This is a genomic window from Micromonospora sp. NPDC049139 (genome assembly GCF_055586845.1).
In genome coordinates this window covers 303,638-319,962 of sequence record NZ_JBVJHK010000007.1, presented here as the reverse complement: position 1 = coordinate 319,962, position 16,325 = coordinate 303,638, and the positions used below count along the sequence as shown (strand labels likewise).

Genomic DNA, 16,325 nt, shown 5'->3' with positions numbered 1-16,325 from the left:
CTCCAACAAAAACCTGTTGAAACAGTCATCCCGACAACATGTGTTGCCAAAGGAATCCAAAACCAGCCAAACCAATAGGCCTGACCAGTCCCGGGATATAAATCAATTTGGCACTGGCTTATCAAGCACCCTGTTGAGTTCTCAAAGAACAACCACACACCGCCCGGAAACCCCACACCGTGGAGCCCCCGACCCGGGGCATTTCGTTCACATCCCCGCCGCTCTCGCGCCGGGCACTTTTACTACGTTACCTCACCGTCTCCGCCGTGTCAAACCGTTTGTCCCGGTCTGTCGTGCTTCGTGCGGGTTGGCGCCGACGAACGTGCGCAGCGGCGAACCGCCACACCTGATCATCGGATTTCGGCAGACCGGCCGCTCTGCGGTTTCCCGCGAGCTCGCCCGGTTTCCTGCCGGCGTCAAACCTTACCCGGTCGGCTCCGCTCCACCAAATCCGCCTCGCGGCAGATCCGGCGGGCCCCGCCCGGCCCGTGCCGTCCGGGAGCTGACTCCCGACCGACCCGACACCAGTGTGGTGGGAACTCCAGGTCTTTCGCCCTGTTCGCCCCGTTCCGCGCTGGCAGAGAGAAAGTTACGCGTCTGCGGGTTTGCACGTCAAATCCGGGGGTGGCGTCCCCCGTCACACCATTCCCGCCCGGCTATCCGGCCTGGTCGGCGGCGGTGCGGCACGCTCGGGTCCTTCCGGGAGGTCGCGCCCCCGCGCGCACGGCGCCCCGTGCCCCGGATGTGCGGAGGGGTCGGGCGGCGATTCCGTCAGTGCGTCGACCGGTCGGTACGCCGCGCGGCCAGCCAGGCGCGGACGCCGAGCACGCCGACGGTGGTGCCGATGGCCAGGGACGCCGCGATCAACAGGGCGTGGATCCAGAGGAAGCCGGTGGCGGGGAACTCGCCGACCGTGCCGGTGGACCAGGACCGCGGGTCCTTCCAGATGGCGACCGCGAACCTCGGCCAGATCACCCAGGTCCAGATCCCGACCCCGGTGAGGAAGAGCGCCCAACCCCGCGACAGCACCATGAGTGCCGAGTATGCCAGCGCCGAGCGGGCCGGCCGGTGCGGCGGCGGGCCGGCCGAGGCCCAGGTCACGACCCGTCGCGGCGGCCGGTTCCGCCCGGTCGGCACTGGGCGCCCGCGGTCCGGCTGCCGACCCTGACGGCCCGAACAAGATGCTGTTCCGGGGCCGGGGCCGGGGCCGGAAGGCTCCGCGGAGTCCGGGGCTCCACCCGCAGGCCGACGGTGGCCAGGAACGGGCCGCCCGGGGGGCGTGCCCGGTCACCTGCCGCCGAGTTGCCGGAAGGTGACCGAGTGGCGAAGGGCCGGCACCGGCGGGATGCTGTGCTGCCAGCTCGTCCGCGCCGCGCCGGCGAGCACGTACGCCGACCGCGGCGCCAGCTCCACCTCGTACACCCTGCGGTCGTCGCCGGTGCCCCGCTGGAAGCGCAACCGACAGGCGGCGCCCAGCGAGAGCCCGACCACTGTCGGCCCGAACGCGGGGGCGTCGCGGTGCCAGCCGATGACCGAGCCCGGCGGGTACCGGGTGACCAGGGCCTGCGCGAGCGAGGCCGCCGGGACGCCGGCGAGCGCGGCGCACCGCTGCCGGACCCCGTGCAACTCCACCGGCAACGCCTCGGCCTCGGTGAGCTGGAACGAGCCGTAGTCGTAGTCGAAGCCGAAGTGGCGGACGGTCCGCCGGGCGATCTGCCCGTGCATGCGGATCTCCCGGAAGTCGAACGCGGCGAGCGCGGTGAGCAGTGACCGCTCCTCGTCGGGGTCGACCAGGTCCGGCTGGTACGTCAGACCCGCCGGTCGCTCGTGGACGCCGCGCATCCGTCCCATCAGCCCGACGGTAACGGCGGAGCGAGGCCGGCTCGGGCGCATCCGGCGCATCCGTTCCGCCATTTCCCACGATTGCGGGACCGGGCACCGAACGGGTGGCCGCGGAAACGGGAGGCCCACCTCGGGCCGGGGGCCTCCCCAGCTCCGTCAGAAGCAGGTGCCGATTCCGCCGATCGCGGGGTTCGCCCGGTCGTGGTGGTGGATCGTGCCGGTCGGGTCGGCCATGAAGCCGCCCCAGATGGTGCAGCCACCCTTGACGTACGCCCTGGCCGGGCCGGCCGCCCACAGCCTGTTGCCGTCGTCGACCTGGGTGGGCAGGTACTGCGCGGCGAGGTAGACCTGGGTGCGGGTCAGCGAGCCGGCGTACGCGGACTTGATGGTGACCGTGCAGCCGTACCCGACGACGGGGTTGTACATCAGGTAGACGGTGCCGAGCCGCACGCCGGTCTGCGCGTGGTGGATCGGGTCCTGGTCCTGGACGGTGTAGCCGAGCCCGCAGAGCGCCTGCGGCGTGACCGGGTTGACGACGGCGGCTTGTGCGGTGGCGCCGGCCCCGGCGACGAGCCCGACCGCGACGGCGAGCACGAGCCCGATCCGACGAATGGTGCGGTACATCTGCGTCCCCCTCTTCTTCCTGCTACGAATGCGGGACCAGAATGGTCGGCGGCGGTCACGGAACGAATGTGCCGGGTGAACACTCCGCATTGCGCCTCGATGTGCGGTCGCCCAATTCCGACCGGCGCCACCTGGGAAGAGGCACCGCCACTCATCGGCGGTCGACGACTATGACGAATTTCGCACGAGACATTTCTGTGAACCGAAAATTGCCGAATCGTTTCCCGGTCGCGCGGGTTGGGCAATGATTCCCCGACCGCGAACGACCGTCATCGGAGGTGGCCCGTGCAGCCGTCGACGTTCAACCCCTGGGCCTGGCGCGACCCGGCCGCCCTCGCCGGCGGGTACGCCGGGGCGAGCCCCGACACCGCGCCGCCGGACGGACCGGAGGGCGCCGGCGACGGACCCGACGCCCCGGGCCCCGGCACTCCGGTCGACCTGGTCGGCTACCGGGTGGAGGCCACCGACGGGCGGATCGGCTCGGTCGACGCGGCCAGCGACGACACCGACGCTCGCTGGCTGGTGGTGGACACCGGGCCGTGGATCTTCGGCCGCAAGGTGCTGCTGCCGGTCGGCACGGTGACGCGGGTCGACCACCTGGACCGCACCGTGCATGTGGACCGCACCCGGGAGCAGGTCAAGGAGTCCCCGGCCTTCGACCCGGACGCCCACCGGGAAACCGACTACCGGGACCGGGTCGGCGACTACTACCGGGAGACCTACCGGCAGCCCTGAGCCGGGCGGGTCACGCGCCGGGCGACCGGTTACGGTGGGAGGCATGGTCCGGCCGATCAGCTACGCGCCGGGGGTCGTCGACCCGGTCGACGGCCTCCCGCTCGGCGTCGTGACCACCTTTCCCACCAGCTCCGGCGACGGCCGCGAGCAGATGATCGACCTCCTTCGTGCCGGCGGACTGCGGTTCCGCGACGGCGGGCGATGGCGGTCGGCTCACTGAGCCGACCCCGACCGATCCCGGGACCCTCCCGGTCGGCGCGCGACCGCGCGCACCTCGTCCGTCACGCACGAAAGGCGTACCACCGTGTCTGTTCCACGAATGCTCACCGGGGACCGCCCCACCGGGCGGCTGCACCTCGGCCACTACGTCGGCAGCATCGCCAACCGGGTGCGGCTGCACCAGCGCTACGAGAGCTTCTTCATCATCGCCGACCTGCACATGCTCACCACGCGCAACACCCGCGAGGACATCGAGCGGGTCGCGGTCAACGCCCGGGAGATGGTCACCGACGTGCTGGCCGCCGGCGTCGACCCGGCGCGGGCGACCTTCTACCTCCAGTCGGCCATCCCCGAGGTCGGCGACCTGAACACCCTCTTCCAGAACCTGGTCACGGTGCCCCGGCTGGAGCGGGTGCCGTCGCTGAAGGACATGGCCCGCGACTCCGGCAAGGAGGAGATGCCGTACGGCCTGCTCGGCTACCCGGTCCTCCAGGCCGCCGACATCCTCTGCGTGAAGGGGCAGGTCGTCCCGGTGGGCAAGGACAACGCGGCGCACGTCGAGGTGACGCGGGAGATCGCCCGGCGCTTCAACCACCTCTACGGAGAGGTGTTCCCCGTGCCGGAGATGATCGCGTCCGAGACGCCGACCCTGGTCGGCACGGACGGCCGGGCGAAGATGAGCAAGAGCCTGGGCAACGCCATCTCGCTCTCCGACGACGCGGCGACCGTCCGCCGCACGGTGATGGGCATGTACACCGACCCGAACCGGGTCCGCGCCGACGTGCCGGGCACCGTCGAGGGGAACCCGGTCTTCGCGTACCACGACATCTTCAACCCAGACCGAGGGCAGGTCGACGACCTCAAGGAGCGGTACCGGGCCGGGCGGGTCGGCGACGTGGAGGTCAAGGAGAAGCTGGCCGTCGCGCTCAACCGGTTCCTGGACCCGATCCGCGAGCGCCGGGCGCGGTTCGAGGCCGACCCCGGGTTGGTCGACGAGCTGATCGTCGAGGGCACCGAACGGACCCGGCGCGAGGTGCGGCAGACGGTCGTCGAGGCCCGCCGGGCGATGGGACTGACGAGCGCGTACACCCAGGTGCGGCGGCGGGCCGAGCGGCGCCGCAAGGCCCGGGCCACGCCGGCCTGAGCGGTCGTACGCACAGCGCCCGGCCCGGAACCGGGACCGCCCGGTTCCGGGCCGGCTGGCGCACCGCCGAAGTCGTGCATGGCCGGCGCCGAGCGGGGCAAGTGAAGCATCATGGGCGGCGTGCGAAACGAGGTGGTGATGCCGGTCGTCGACGGGCTCGACCAGCTCGTCGACCTGCTTCGGCGGGCCGACCCCGACGAGGAGCTGTACGTCCGGTGGTCCCTGGGCCCCGGCGCGGATCTGGCCGGGGAGCGTGGGTCCGGCCAGTCCAGCAAGGACGTTCTGACCGGCATCGACCTGCCCGGCCTCTCCGCGAACCCGCTCGCGGTCGAGTCGTGGTGGGGCGACCGGCCGGTGCGCCTGTGGGTGGCCCGGCGGCTCTACGACTACCGCCACCTGCGCCGGCTGCGCGGTCCCGGCGTACGCCCCTGGGTGCTGGTCGGTGAGCAGTGCGGCCGGGGGCCGGACAACGAGCCGCTGGTGCACTGTCACCGGCCCGTCGCCTGGGTGTCGGAGCGGGCGCTGCGGGAGGCGGACCGGGCGGTCGAGGCGCAGGCGTCACCGGAGTGGGGGCCGCTGCACCGGGCGGACTGAGCCGCCCGCCCGGCGGCGCGAGGATCAGCCGTTCGGCGGCACGTCCACGAGCTGCCCGGCCGGTAGGCTGCGCGCATCTGTGCGCAGCCCCACCCAGGAGGAACTTCTTTGGGCCGCAGTTTCCCGGCAGGCGCCCTGGCGACCGTCCTCGCCCTCGGCCTGCTGACCGCGCCGGCCACGCCGGCCGCCGCCGACCCCGGCACCGCTCCCCGCGAGATCGCCGTCATCCCGCCCGCGGACGCCACGGTTCCCGCCTACGAGGCCGTGTTCTTCGCCGGCCGCACCGGCTTCCTGCACCGGCACAACAACTCCCTCGACTACCTCTGGACGCGCTACGACACAGGCGCGACGGTCGTGGTCGAGGACCTGGCCGGCGTCCAGCCGTCGGCGCTGAAGCCGGCCGGTGGCGACAGCGTCTTCACCACCGCCCAGGTGCCGGCGAGGCCGGCGCCGGGCAAGGTCAGCGTGCTCGACCTCGCCGACCAGAGCTGGCAGCAGTGGGAGATCCCCACCGACCACGTCCTCTGGGGCGTCTACGGGCAGCGGATGCTGCTGCGCAAGCCGCCGCTGACCGGTGTGGAGCTGGAGCTGCGCACCCCCGCCGCCGGCGGCACCTGGACGACGACGCCGGTGACCGGCATCCCGGCAGACGCCAAGCCCAGCGGGCTGCCGCCCGCCGGGGACGAGACCTCGGTGGTGGTCGGCTACCTGGCCGACGGTGGGCAGCGGATGGGGCTGCTCGACCTCGCCACCGCGGCCGTGAAGCGGATCCCGAACGGCGTCCCCTCGACCTTCTGGCGCCTCTCGGGCGACACCGTGGGCTGGATGTCGAGCGGCGGCCAGTACCACCTCTACTCCCGCAGCGGGCTGACCAGCGGCACCGACACCTCGGCCCGGCTGGTGACCGTCCCGCAGGACAGCCTCCTCCGGACCGTCGTCGTGGACGGCGGGCTGGTGATCAGCCGAAGCCAGAACAACGACACCGGCGAGTACTTCCCGGCGACCTACGTGCCGGTGCAGACCACCGCGCCCCGCCCCACGCTGCTGCCGAAGATCTCCTGGGATCTCCGGGCGCTCGTGCAGGGACCGGACGGCACGGCCCTGGTGGTCGGCGGCTCCGGCCCGAAGGACTGGGCGGTACACCGGATCACGGGGCGGCCCGGTGAGACGCCGAGCCTCACGCCGGTGCTCCCCGTGCGCGACCCGGTGGCGAACGCCGGAATCAGCTACCGGCAGGGCCTGCTGCGGCACGTGCACTCCGAGGTGTCTCCGAAGACCGGTGCCACCCAGTACGTCGCCTCCAACCACCCGGTCTTCCCCGACCCCCAGTACACGTCCGGGGAGCGGGTCGTGCTCCGTTCGACCCCGGTGTCGTGCGCGACGGACGTGGCGTGCGTACGCCTGGTCGACGGAACCAACGCCGGCGCCGCGTACCTGGTCTCGTCGGACACGACGGACACCGCCCTCACGCTGGACCGGGCCACGGGTGGCTACGACCAGACGCCGCTGCCCACCAGCAAGGGGCGGCTCCTCGACGTCTCCGGCACGCACCTCCTCGTGAGCGATGGCGCGTCGGACAACCAGTACGTGGTCAGCATGACCTCGGACCACGTGCTCAAGACCATGCCGAAGACCGGGGCCGCCCTGTGGTTCGGCACGCTGTGGAGCGCGACGACCACCGCCGGCCAGCTCATGGCGATCGACCTGTCGACCGGGAAGGCCACGCGTACGATCTCGACCGGCACGGCCTGCATCCCGACCGAGGTGCAGACCAGCGCCCGCTGGCTCTACTGGGCGTGCGGCGACACCGGCCCCGCGGGCGTCCGCGACCTGCGGAGCAACACGCAACTCATGGTGCCGGCCGGGCCGGCCCTGCTCGGGGACGGCTTCCTCGTCCGGCACGAGACCGGCGCGCTGCGGATGACCGCTTTCCAGGACGGCGCCCTGCACACCCCGGTGACGCTCGCCGAGCTGCCCGCCGGCACCCCCGCCGACAGTCGCGGCGTCCGCTGGGCGGTCGACCGGCACGGCTCCGGCGTCGCGTACGTCGACGCCGACCGGGCGGTGCACGTGCTCGACACCGGAGTGCCGGGCACCGCGCCCCAGTTCGGCAGCCTGATCGCGGACGACTCCGTCTATCCGCGCTCCTCCGGCCTTCCCTGGCAGGCCGACGTTCGGCCCAGCCGTCCGCTCTGGAGCTGGGAGCTCACGATCACCCGGAAGTGGACGGGCGAGCTGGTCCACCGCGCTGGCGGCGGCAAGGCACGGACGTCCGTCTACCTGCGGTGGGACGGCAAGCTGCCGTCGGGGCAGTCGGCGCTCAACGGGGCGTACACCTGGACGCTGAGCGGCACTCCCACCGAGTCCGCCGCGCCGGTCACGGTGGGCTCCGGCGAGCTGCTCGTCCACTGCGGCACCTTCCCCTTCCGCGGCTATTCCTGTGCTGGCGGGCCGGCGCTGCTCGGCGTGAAGTCCACGGGCGACGGCCACTGGTACGGAACGCTGCCCACGTCCCCGCGCGGCCAGCTCTACAGCAACGGGTACACCGAGAACTGGTGCCTCAGCTGCTCGGGCGCCGAGCGGACCTCGGCCCTGGTGCCGTTCGGCGACTACAACGGCGACGCGTTTCCCGACCTGCTCGTACGCGACGGCAACGGGTACATGAAGGCGCACCTGGGCACCGGCTACCTGGGCTTCGGCGGCGCGAACACGGTCAGCCTGGGTGGCGGCTGGATGATGTACCGGTCGATCCTGGCGCCGGGTGACGTCAACAGCGACGGCCACCACGACATCCTCGGCATCGACTCCGACGGCAAGTTGTGGCTCTACACCACCACCGGCCATGGCGGGATCAACCCCCGCGTCCAGGTCGGCTCCGGCTGGGGCATGTACCCGCGCGTGACCGGCGCCGGCGACCTCAACGGCGACGGCCACGGCGACCTGCTCGGCATCGACGCCAACGGCGTGATGTACCACTACCTCAGCAACGGCAACAAGGGCTGGAACGCGCGCGTCAAGGTCTACGCCGGCTGGAACATCTACAACAGCGTGGTGGCCGTCGGCGACCTCGACGAGGACGGTCGCAACGACCTCGTCGCCCGCGACGCGGGCGGCCTCCTCTGGCGCTACTCCGGGCTCGGCAACGGCTCCTTCGCCGCCCGGGTCCAGGCCGGCAGCGGCTGGAACATGTTCAAGATCATTATCTGAGCGTGCCCCACCACGGACCGCCCCCGGACGCCCACGGCGACCGGGGGCGGTCCCGTCTCCGGACGGAACCAGGTGCAACCCACCGGTCCGCTCGCGCGTGTGCCTGTGGCGGCTGACGCCAGCCGCAGCCACGGGGATGAGAGGCGACGTGATGCCATGCCGGTCAAGCCGATGGTCGTGACGCCGGACGACGCCCGTGCCACCGACTTCGACGAGTTCTACCGGGCCAGGTTCCAGTCGCTCACCCTCCAGCTGTACGCGTACGCCGGGGACCTCGCCGAGGCGCAGGATCTCGTGCAGGAAGCCTTCTGCCGGGCGTACGTCCGCTGGCAGAAGATCCGGGACTACGACGACCCGGCCCAGTGGGTGCGGCAGGTGGCGTGGAACCTGGCCACGAGCCGCTTCCGGCGCCGCCGGACGGCGGCAAACTTCCTCCGCAGGCAGCGAATGACGGTCGTCGACGGCCCCGACCCCGACCGGGTCGCCCTGGTCAGGGCCCTCTCCACGCTGCCGCCGAAGCACCGGCGAGCCGTCGTGCTGCACCACATGGCCCAGCTCTCCGTCGCCGAGATCGCTGCCCAGGAGGGCGTCGCCGAGGGAACCGTCAAGTCCTGGCTGAGCCGCGGGCGTGCCGCGCTGGCCAGCCAACTCAGAGGAGACGTGTCATGAGCGAGCACGACGACGTCCAACTGATCGACGACGCCTTCGACCAGCTGACCGCCGACCTCGGACCCACGGTCCGTCCCCCTGGTGGCGTACGCGACATGGTCGCCCGACGGCGCAGGACGCGAGTCACCACGGCGACCGTCGCCGCCGGCCTGGTGGCCGTGCTGCCGGTGGCGGCGTTCATGGGCACAGGCCGCGGCCAGCCCGGCCCGGACCCGGCCACGGTCGGTGCCAGCGTCGACACCACCGGCCTGCCGAGCGCCCCGAGCGCGAGCGCCACGCCGTCACCGAGCGCGTCCTCGTCGAGGACGGTCCCGGCCCGCGGCGGCGGCCCCCTCACGCTGGCGGAGCTGACCGCCGCGCCCGTCGCCGTACCCGGCTGGCCCTGGACCGGTCCGTCCGGCGCGACCTGCGCCGACGGCCTCGTCCGGCTGGCATCGTCGGCGAAGGTCAGCGGCGCCAGGGTGGGCGTCGTGGAACTGCGCCAGGCCGACCTCGACGGGGACGCCGAGTTGGAGACCGCCGCCCTGCTGCGGTGCGGGCACGGCGCGGAGCAGGTGGTGGCGTTCGACCGGGACGCCGCCGGCCGCGTCGCCACCCTCGGCCAGGTCGTCGCGACCACCGCCGAGATGCCGGCCATCGTCGGCATCGGGCCCCGCCCGCGCGGCGGCCTCACGGCCACCGTCGCCGACTCCCGCGCCGCCGTCGACCAGCAGCGCCAGGAGCGGCAGTACGCCTGGAACGGCGACGGTTACGGGCAGGTGGGCGGGGACACCAGCTTCCCGGTGAGACAGCGCCCGGTCGACCTGGGCCTGACCGTGGCCACGCCCGTCGCCGGGCCCGTCTCGGGGCCGTGCGAGGGAGCGACGCGCCACGTCTCCGTGACGTTCACCGTCACGAACCACAGCAGGCAGGTCTCCGACCGGTTCCACCTGGAGTGGCGGGGCGGCGCGTTCCTGCCGAACGGCTCGTACGACGGCCCCTACTGGCTGGACACCCCCGGCCATCCCGCCCAGGACGGCGGGCACCGGGGACTCAGGCCGGGCGAGAGCGTCGACCTGACCTTCGAGTTCGACATCGACGCCTGCGTGACCGACTGGGGCTTCACCACGGACATCCGCACCGACCGACCGGATCCCGAAACGGGCAACAACCACGTGCTGTGGTGGCTGCGGACCGGGTGACCGGTCTGGTGGCGACGGACGGTTGTCGCTACGTTGCAGCTTCGAGCATCCTTACTGCCTTCGATCGGGGAAGTCGACGCCGTGTCGCAAATCGAGAAGATCACCGGGGAGCTTCGTGCGTTGACGGCGGGCGTCGACAGGGCCCAGGGGCTGGCGGCCGCCGCCGACAAGCAGGCCCAGGAGGTGGCCCTGCGGGCCGCCGGCGCCGGCTTCGCCGCCGTGGCGGCGGGCCTGGCCCGCGTGCGGGACGCCATCGCGGGAATCCGGGGCGGCCTGGGCGGCCTCGCCACCACGCTCGGCGAGGCCGCGAAGGCGACCGCAGCCGTCCCGCAGGAGGCCACGCCGGACGAGACGACCGCCGGGCTGACCCCCGTGGGCACCGCGATCGACGGCATGCGCGGCGCGGCCGCCGCCACCATCGCCCAGGTCGGCGAGGCGCAACGACTCGTCACCACCGTCCTGCAGGGCGGGCAGCCGGGGCCGCTGGTGCAGGCGCTGGAGAACGTCAAGCAGGTGCTGGTGCTGACGGTGCAGCGCACCGGCACCGCCCGGCAGTTCGTCGACACGGCGATCGCCGAGGCGCGGCAACTGGGGTCGTCGGGAAACTGACGGGGGCCGGCGGTGCCACACCGACCGGCCCCACCCCCGCGGACCACGCCTCCACCGTCCCCGCCGCAGGCGGCGACGCCTCCGGCCTCGTGCCGTGGACCAGGCAACCCACCGGGGTTCCCGGCGGCGCACCGACCGGCCCACGCACCCGCATCCCACCCAACGAGAGGCCAACCGAGCGACGATCGCTGGAACTGGAGAACGACTGTGCCGAAACCCTCGCCGACAGGGGCTACCAGGTCCACCAGAACCCGACGACGCAGGAAATCGCGGAGGCGCGGCTCCGCACCGGTGACATCGTCGACCCGCGGAGATCGCCGGATTACCTGATCGAGGGCGACGTCTTCGATTGCTACTCTCCCTCTCCCACCACTTCGTCCCGAGCCGTGTGGAGCGCGGTCAAGAGGAAGGTCGACGACGCGCAGACCCAACGCGTGACGGTGAACCTCCGAGATTGGCGCGGCGACCTCACAGCCCTGCAGAAGCAGTTCCACGACTGGCCGGTACCGGGTCTGGAGGAACTGGTGGCGGTCACCCGAAGCGGCACTATCGTCCAAATCCTGAGGCGGACCTGAGGAAGGCCGAACACATGTCCATCAGCTACCGGCTGACGCTCGCCGGCGACATCCCGTTGGAGCAGATCGCCCGGTTGGCCGCCCCGGGTGCGACCGAGACACCGACACCTGCGGGCAACCGCCTGCTGAGCGCCGACCTCAATGACGAATGCGGTTTCGTCGTCAGCATCACGTCCGGCACCCACGGCTACTACGAGGCCGAGGATGACGGCGGCCTGTGGGTGTGGGAGCCCGAAACCTACGTCGACGTCGGATTCCACATGCGCAAGGACACCCTGACCGAGCGGGGAAGGCCCCACATGCTGCGGACCGTGGGCCGGATCCTGGCCGACCGGCCCGAGGACGCCGCGCTGGTCCTCAACGACAACTGGTTGATGCTGACCCGCGTCGACGGCACGATCCGCCGGCACAACGAGGCCGACTGGTACGACGAGGCGTACGACAGCTTCCTGCCCCGCTGACCCGGTCGCCGCGACCGGCGCTGCGCCGCGCCGGGAACGGGCGGCGGCGTCCTACCATCCGATCGTGGCCAACTTCGATACCTCGCCAGTCGTCGAGACGGTGTGGCAGCGGCAGGCCGCCTGGTCACGGGCGGCCGTCGGGGCCAAGCGCGTGATCACCCGGGCGCGCCTGGCCGTCGCCGCGCTCACCGTCGGCGCGGCCGTGTGCGGCACCCTCGCCAACCAGCTCGGGCAGACCCACCGCGGCGCCGGCCGGGCGCTCGCGATCGTCGCGGCGGCGGCGCTGCTCCTGGTACCGGTCGCGGCCCGGTGGGCCGGCCGCGACGCGGTGCACGCGTGGGCCCGGCTCCGCTCGGTCTCGGAGGCGTTGAAGGCGGACGTTCACCGCTACCTCGCCGGGGTCGCCCCGTTCGGCGGTGCCGACCGGGACGCCGTCCTGCTCGGCCGACTCGACGCGCTCATGGACGACGCGGGCGATCTGGTGGGCCGTACCCTCGACGCGCCGCCGGCCGCCCGGCCGCTGCCTGCGGTCTCGGACGTGGCCACGTACCTGACGGAACGGCTGCGGCGGCAGGTCGACGACTACTACCTGCCGGGGGCCCGCCGGACGGCCCGGGCGGCGCGCCGGATCCGGTACGCCACCACCGCCCTGACGGTCGCCGCCGCCCTGATGTCCGCGACGGTGGGGGTGCTCGGTGACAACCTCGGGCTCACCGCCTGGATCGGCGTCGCGGCGGCCGTCACCACGGCGCTGGTCGGCTACGGGTCGGCCCAGCAGTACGAGCACCACCAGATCGAGTACGCCCGCACCGCCGACCAGTTGACACGGCTGCGGGTGGCCCGGGAGGCCGGGCGGGGCTGGACCGACGACGACGCGTTCGTCGCGGAGACGGAACGGATCATCTCGCTGTCCAACGAGGGGTGGATGGCGAAGATGATCGAGCAAGATGGCGCTGCGCAGCAGTGACATCACGCGCTGTGCCATATAGCATCGTCGATAGTGTCGTTGACCGTCGCCGTGGACGGCGTCCGTCCACTCCCGACCAAAATGGGGGAACCGACGTGGATCGCACCGTACGCCAGCCCGATCCGACCCCGCCGCCACTGGACGACCTCCGGCGCACCCCGCTCGGCCGGATCTCCCTCGACCGGGCCCGGTCCGTCGCCCGCGTGACCACCCGCAGGGAGGACCGTCCGGCCCGTGTCGATGTCGCGGCCTTCATCTCTGCGATCTGACCCGGCCGGGGCGGGCGGCGAGCCGACGGGGCACGTCGCCCCGCTGTCGCAGTACGTGCTCAAGCTGGTCAGCCGCTGCGACCTCGCCTGCGACCACTGCTACGTCTACGAGCACCCGGACCAGTCGTGGCGACGCCAGCCGCGGATGATGGCGCCCGAGACGGTGGAGGCCGTCGCGGGGCGGATCGCGGAGCACGCCGCGGCGCACCGGCTCGACGGCGTCCGGGTGGTCCTGCACGGCGGCGAACCGCTGCTCGCCGGCGCCGCCCGACTCGATGCCACCGCCGCCGCCCTGCGCCGCGCCGTCGACCCGGTGGCGCGGCTCGACCTGCGCATGCAGTCCAACGGTGTGCTGCTCACCCCGGCGATCTGCGACGTGCTGGTCGCCCACGACATCAAGGTCGGGATCTCGCTCGACGGGGACCGGGCCGCCAACGACCGGCACCGCCGGCATGCCAACGGGGCGAGCAGCCACCGCCAGGTGCTGCGGGCCCTGGCGCTGCTGCGCAGTCCCGACTACCGGTCCGCCTACGCGGGCATCCTCTGCACCGTCGACGTGGCCAACGACCCCATCCGGGTGTACGAGGCGCTGCTGGCCGAGGAGCCGCCGCACGTCGACTTCCTGCTGCCGCACGCCAACTGGGACAACCCGCCCGCCCGCCCCGACGGCCGCGCCACGCCGTACGCCGACTGGCTGCTGGCCGTGCACCGGCGCTGGCTGGCCGACGGGCGCCCGGTGCCGATCCGCCTGCTGGAGTCCCTCATCTCCACCGCATCCGGGCACGGCAGCCGCAGCGAGGCGGTCGGGCTCGGCCCGGCCGATCTGGTCGTCGTCGAGACCGACGGCACCTTCGAGCAGGTCGACTCGCTCAAGTCGGCCTTCGAGGGCGCGGCGGCCACCGGCCTCGACGTGTTCCGGCACCGGGTGGACGACGCCGCGGCCCACCCCGGGATCGCCGTCCGGCAGACGGGTCTGGCGGGGCTCTGCGCGACGTGCCGGGCGTGCCCGGTGGTGCGGCACTGCGGCGGCGGGCTCTACGCCCACCGGTACCGGGCGGGCAACGGCTTCGACAACCCGTCCGTCTACTGCCCGGACCTGCTGGAGCTCGTCCGCGTGGTGACGGCGGCCCCGGCCGTCGACGAGCCGGCCCGCCCGGCCGACTCGCTCAGCCCGGACGTGCTCGACGACCTCGGCGCCGGGCCGGGAACGGCGGGCTCGGCGGAGCAGCTCGCCGCGATCCACCTGGCGCTGGTGCGCGCCCTGCTGGTCGCCCTCAGCGACCGGGTCGGCTCCGACCCGGTCGCCGCGGAGGGATGGCGGCTGCTGGTCGACCTCGACGACCGGCGCCCGGAGGCGGTCCGCGCCGTGCTGACCCACCCGTTCGTGCGGCGCTGGGCCCGGCGGTGCCGGGACGGGGCGGCCGACCTGTCGTACCTGGCCTGCGTGGCGGCCGCCGCCGCGGTGCACGCCCGGGTCCGGGCCGACCTGCCCGTGCCGGTACGCGACGGGCTGGTCGGCCTGCCGACGCTCGGGGCGATCACCGGGCGCGCCGAGCGGGGCGTCGTCCGGCTCGCCACCGACGAGGGTGACGTCCGGGTCGGTGGCCGGCGGGTCATCCCCGACGCCGGCCGGGACGGCGACCCGGCGCGGGCGGACGGCCCGGACGGTTGGCTGCCGGTGCGTGCGGTCGGGGTCGACGGGCACCGGCTGCTGCTGGAGGACACGGACCCGCACCGGGACTGCTACGACGTCCCGGTGGAGCCCCGGCTGACCGGCGCCGCCGCCCTGGGGTGGACGCGGCAGTTGGCGCGGGCGGTCCGGCGGATCGACGTCGAGGCGCCCGACTACGCGGCCGGGGTCCGTACCCTGCTGCGGGCCGTCGTGCCGCTGCGCGCGGACGGCACCGGCCGGTTCCGCAGCGCCGCCGCCGGCGCGGCCTTCGGCGCGGTGGCCGTCACCGCCGTACCCGACGACGCCACCCTCGCCGTGCTGCTGGTGCACGAGGTGCAGCACCTGAAGCTCAGCGCGGCGCTGGACGTCTGCGACCTGTTCGACCGCGACGACACCCGGACGCTGACCGTGCCGTGGCGCGACGATCCCCGGCCGGTCGAGGGCGCGCTGCACGGCGTCTACGCCCACCTGGCGGTGGCCGACGTGTGGCGGCGGCGGCCCGGGCCGGTCGCGGAGGGGCACTTCCGCCGCTACCGTGACTGGACCGACGGGGCGATCGACGCCCTGCTCGACCTCGGCGTCCTGACGGCCCCCGGCGACCGGTTCGTCCGACGGATGCGCGCGACGGTGGACGGGTGGGCGTGACCGGCGTCGGCCCCGCACTGCCGAGCGTGCGCCGGGCCGACCCCGCACCGGGCCGGCACCCCGCCCTCGGGCGCGGGGCGCTGGCCGGGGGCCTGCGCGAGCTGGGATTGCCGCCGGGCGCCACCGTGCTGGTGCACTGCGCACTGTCCCGGGTCGGGCCGGTCGCGGGCGGCCCCGCGGCTCTGCTGGACGCCCTGCGGGACGTGCTGGGAGAAGGCGGCACGGTGGTCGTACCGGCCCAGACGGCCGGCAACTCCGTCACGTCGCGGGCGTTCCGGGCGGCGACCGCCGGGCTGACCGGCCCCGAGGTGGCGGCGGTGGAGGCGGCGATCGCGCCGTTCGATCCGGACCGCAGCCCGTCCGAGGGGATGGGGATCTTCGCCGAGCACGTACGCCGGCAGCCGGGCGCGTTGCGCAGCCGGCATCCGCAGACGTCCTTCGCCGCCCTCGGTCCCGGGGCGGCCCGGCTGACCGCCGTCCACGACCTCGCCTGCCACCTCGGCGAACGCTCGCCCCTCGGCGCGCTCTACGCCGCCGACGCCGTCGTGCTGCTGCTCGGCGTCGACTGGTCCGCCTGCACCGCGTTCCACCTGGCCGAGTACCGGCTGCGCCGGCCGCCCGCCGAGCGGGCGTACCGGTGCTACGTGCGCGGCCCCGACGGGCGGCGGGTCCGGCGGGACTTCCGCGCCCCGGACCTCGACGACGCCGACTTCCCGCTGGTCGGCCGGGCGCTGACCGACGCCGGCGGGGTGCGGACCGGTCGGGTCGGGGGCGCCGAGTGCCGGCTGGTGGGCCTCCGGGCGGCGGTCGACTTCGCCCGGGGGTGGATGGATGAACACCGGGGGTGACGGGCCGGGCAGCCGAGAGTTGGCGGCTGTCGATACTGTGGGCAGCCGGGACTCGCTGCGCCGG

The 16,325-nt window shown here is 73.4% G+C and carries 16 protein-coding genes; 13 read left to right on the top strand and 3 right to left on the bottom strand.

All coding sequences use genetic code 11. The features are described 5' to 3' along the window. Nucleotides 1-771: 771 nt before the first annotated feature. The 3 genes from ACZ6Q9_RS16470 to ACZ6Q9_RS16460 form a co-directional block, all read right to left on the bottom strand. Nucleotides 772-1,032, bottom strand: a complete 261-nt coding sequence (locus ACZ6Q9_RS16470; RefSeq protein ID WP_393459279.1) for an SCO4848 family membrane protein — start codon at nucleotides 1,030-1,032, stop codon at nucleotides 772-774. 255 nt (nucleotides 1,033-1,287) lie between these two features. After that, on the bottom strand, nucleotides 1,288-1,851 hold the full coding sequence (locus tag ACZ6Q9_RS16465; protein WP_393459282.1) for an alpha-ketoglutarate-dependent dioxygenase AlkB: 564 nt from the start codon (nucleotides 1,849-1,851) through the stop codon (nucleotides 1,288-1,290). 147 nt (nucleotides 1,852-1,998) lie between these two features. Beyond that, the gene (locus tag ACZ6Q9_RS16460; protein ID WP_393259247.1) at nucleotides 1,999-2,466 is read right to left on the bottom strand and encodes a hypothetical protein; all 468 of its coding nucleotides are present in this window, start codon (nucleotides 2,464-2,466) and stop codon (nucleotides 1,999-2,001) included. 285 nt (nucleotides 2,467-2,751) lie between these two features. On the opposite strand from ACZ6Q9_RS16460, the gene ACZ6Q9_RS16455 reads away from it, so the two are divergent. The 13 genes from ACZ6Q9_RS16455 to ACZ6Q9_RS16395 all read left to right on the top strand — a co-directional run bounded on the left by ACZ6Q9_RS16455 (nucleotide 2,752) and on the right by ACZ6Q9_RS16395 (nucleotide 16,261). Continuing rightward, nucleotides 2,752-3,201 (top strand): PRC-barrel domain-containing protein, encoded by a 450-nt coding sequence (locus ACZ6Q9_RS16455; RefSeq protein WP_393459284.1) that lies wholly within the window; start codon nucleotides 2,752-2,754, stop codon nucleotides 3,199-3,201. A gap of 43 nt (nucleotides 3,202-3,244) precedes the next feature. Then, complete coding sequence (locus ACZ6Q9_RS16450; RefSeq protein WP_350712322.1) at nucleotides 3,245-3,421, top strand: hypothetical protein; 177 nt, start codon at nucleotides 3,245-3,247, stop codon at nucleotides 3,419-3,421. Between the two features lie 84 nt (nucleotides 3,422-3,505). After that, nucleotides 3,506-4,564 carry a tryptophan--tRNA ligase gene (gene trpS / locus ACZ6Q9_RS16445; RefSeq protein ID WP_393459287.1) on the top strand — a complete coding sequence of 353 codons (1,059 nt, stop codon included), beginning with the start codon at nucleotides 3,506-3,508 and terminating at the stop codon, nucleotides 4,562-4,564. A 120-nt stretch (nucleotides 4,565-4,684) separates the two neighbouring features. Next, nucleotides 4,685-5,158 (top strand): DUF6098 family protein, encoded by a 474-nt coding sequence (locus ACZ6Q9_RS16440; protein WP_396829279.1) that lies wholly within the window; start codon nucleotides 4,685-4,687, stop codon nucleotides 5,156-5,158. 108 nt (nucleotides 5,159-5,266) lie between these two features. Further along, a complete protein-coding gene (locus ACZ6Q9_RS16435; RefSeq protein ID WP_396829278.1) occupies nucleotides 5,267-8,365 on the top strand; it encodes an FG-GAP repeat domain-containing protein in 3,099 nt (1,032 codons plus the stop codon). A gap of 156 nt (nucleotides 8,366-8,521) precedes the next feature. Further along, nucleotides 8,522-9,034, top strand: coding sequence for a SigE family RNA polymerase sigma factor (locus ACZ6Q9_RS16430; RefSeq protein WP_393259257.1), 513 nt, complete (start codon nucleotides 8,522-8,524; stop codon nucleotides 9,032-9,034). Beyond that, nucleotides 9,031-10,215: a hypothetical protein gene (locus tag ACZ6Q9_RS16425; RefSeq protein WP_393259259.1), complete on the top strand. Its 1,185-nt coding sequence runs from the start codon at nucleotides 9,031-9,033 to the stop codon at nucleotides 10,213-10,215. The genes ACZ6Q9_RS16430 and ACZ6Q9_RS16425 overlap by 4 nt, the downstream gene beginning before the upstream one ends. An 81-nt stretch (nucleotides 10,216-10,296) precedes the next feature. After that, nucleotides 10,297-10,824 (top strand): DUF6244 family protein, encoded by a 528-nt coding sequence (locus ACZ6Q9_RS16420; RefSeq protein ID WP_393459293.1) that lies wholly within the window; start codon nucleotides 10,297-10,299, stop codon nucleotides 10,822-10,824. Nucleotides 10,825-10,976: 152 nt separating this feature from the next. Continuing rightward, a complete protein-coding gene (locus ACZ6Q9_RS16415) occupies nucleotides 10,977-11,399 on the top strand; it encodes a CdiA C-terminal domain-containing protein (RefSeq protein ID WP_396829284.1) in 423 nt (140 codons plus the stop codon). 14 nt (nucleotides 11,400-11,413) lie between these two features. After that, entirely contained in the window at nucleotides 11,414-11,860 is a 447-nt protein-coding gene (locus ACZ6Q9_RS16410) for a SitI3 family protein (RefSeq protein ID WP_396829277.1), read from the top strand. A 64-nt stretch (nucleotides 11,861-11,924) separates the two neighbouring features. Next, entirely contained in the window at nucleotides 11,925-12,827 is a 903-nt protein-coding gene (locus ACZ6Q9_RS16405) for a DUF4231 domain-containing protein (RefSeq protein WP_393459297.1), read from the top strand. 240 nt (nucleotides 12,828-13,067) lie between these two features. Continuing rightward, complete coding sequence (locus ACZ6Q9_RS16400) at nucleotides 13,068-15,413, top strand: FxsB family cyclophane-forming radical SAM/SPASM peptide maturase (RefSeq protein WP_396829283.1); 2,346 nt, start codon at nucleotides 13,068-13,070, stop codon at nucleotides 15,411-15,413. A gap of 26 nt (nucleotides 15,414-15,439) precedes the next feature. Then, entirely contained in the window at nucleotides 15,440-16,261 is an 822-nt protein-coding gene (locus tag ACZ6Q9_RS16395) for an aminoglycoside N(3)-acetyltransferase (RefSeq protein ID WP_396829282.1), read from the top strand. The last annotated feature ends 64 nt before the right edge of the window (nucleotides 16,262-16,325 follow it).

Coding starts and splice junctions, on each gene's coding strand:
- ACZ6Q9_RS16430 (WP_393259257.1), top strand. CDS start 8,522: ATGCCGGTCAAGCCGATGGTCGTGACGCCGGACGACGCCCGTGCCACC.
- ACZ6Q9_RS16425 (WP_393259259.1), top strand. CDS start 9,031: ATGAGCGAGCACGACGACGTCCAACTGATCGACGACGCCTTCGACCAG.
- ACZ6Q9_RS16460 (WP_393259247.1), bottom strand. CDS start 2,466: ATGTACCGCACCATTCGTCGGATCGGGCTCGTGCTCGCCGTCGCGGTC.
- ACZ6Q9_RS16465 (WP_393459282.1), bottom strand. CDS start 1,851: ATGGGACGGATGCGCGGCGTCCACGAGCGACCGGCGGGTCTGACGTAC.
- ACZ6Q9_RS16470 (WP_393459279.1), bottom strand. CDS start 1,032: ATGGTGCTGTCGCGGGGTTGGGCGCTCTTCCTCACCGGGGTCGGGATC.
- ACZ6Q9_RS16450 (WP_350712322.1), top strand. CDS start 3,245: ATGGTCCGGCCGATCAGCTACGCGCCGGGGGTCGTCGACCCGGTCGAC.
- ACZ6Q9_RS16400 (WP_396829283.1), top strand. CDS start 13,068: ATGTCGCGGCCTTCATCTCTGCGATCTGACCCGGCCGGGGCGGGCGGC.
- ACZ6Q9_RS16410 (WP_396829277.1), top strand. CDS start 11,414: ATGTCCATCAGCTACCGGCTGACGCTCGCCGGCGACATCCCGTTGGAG.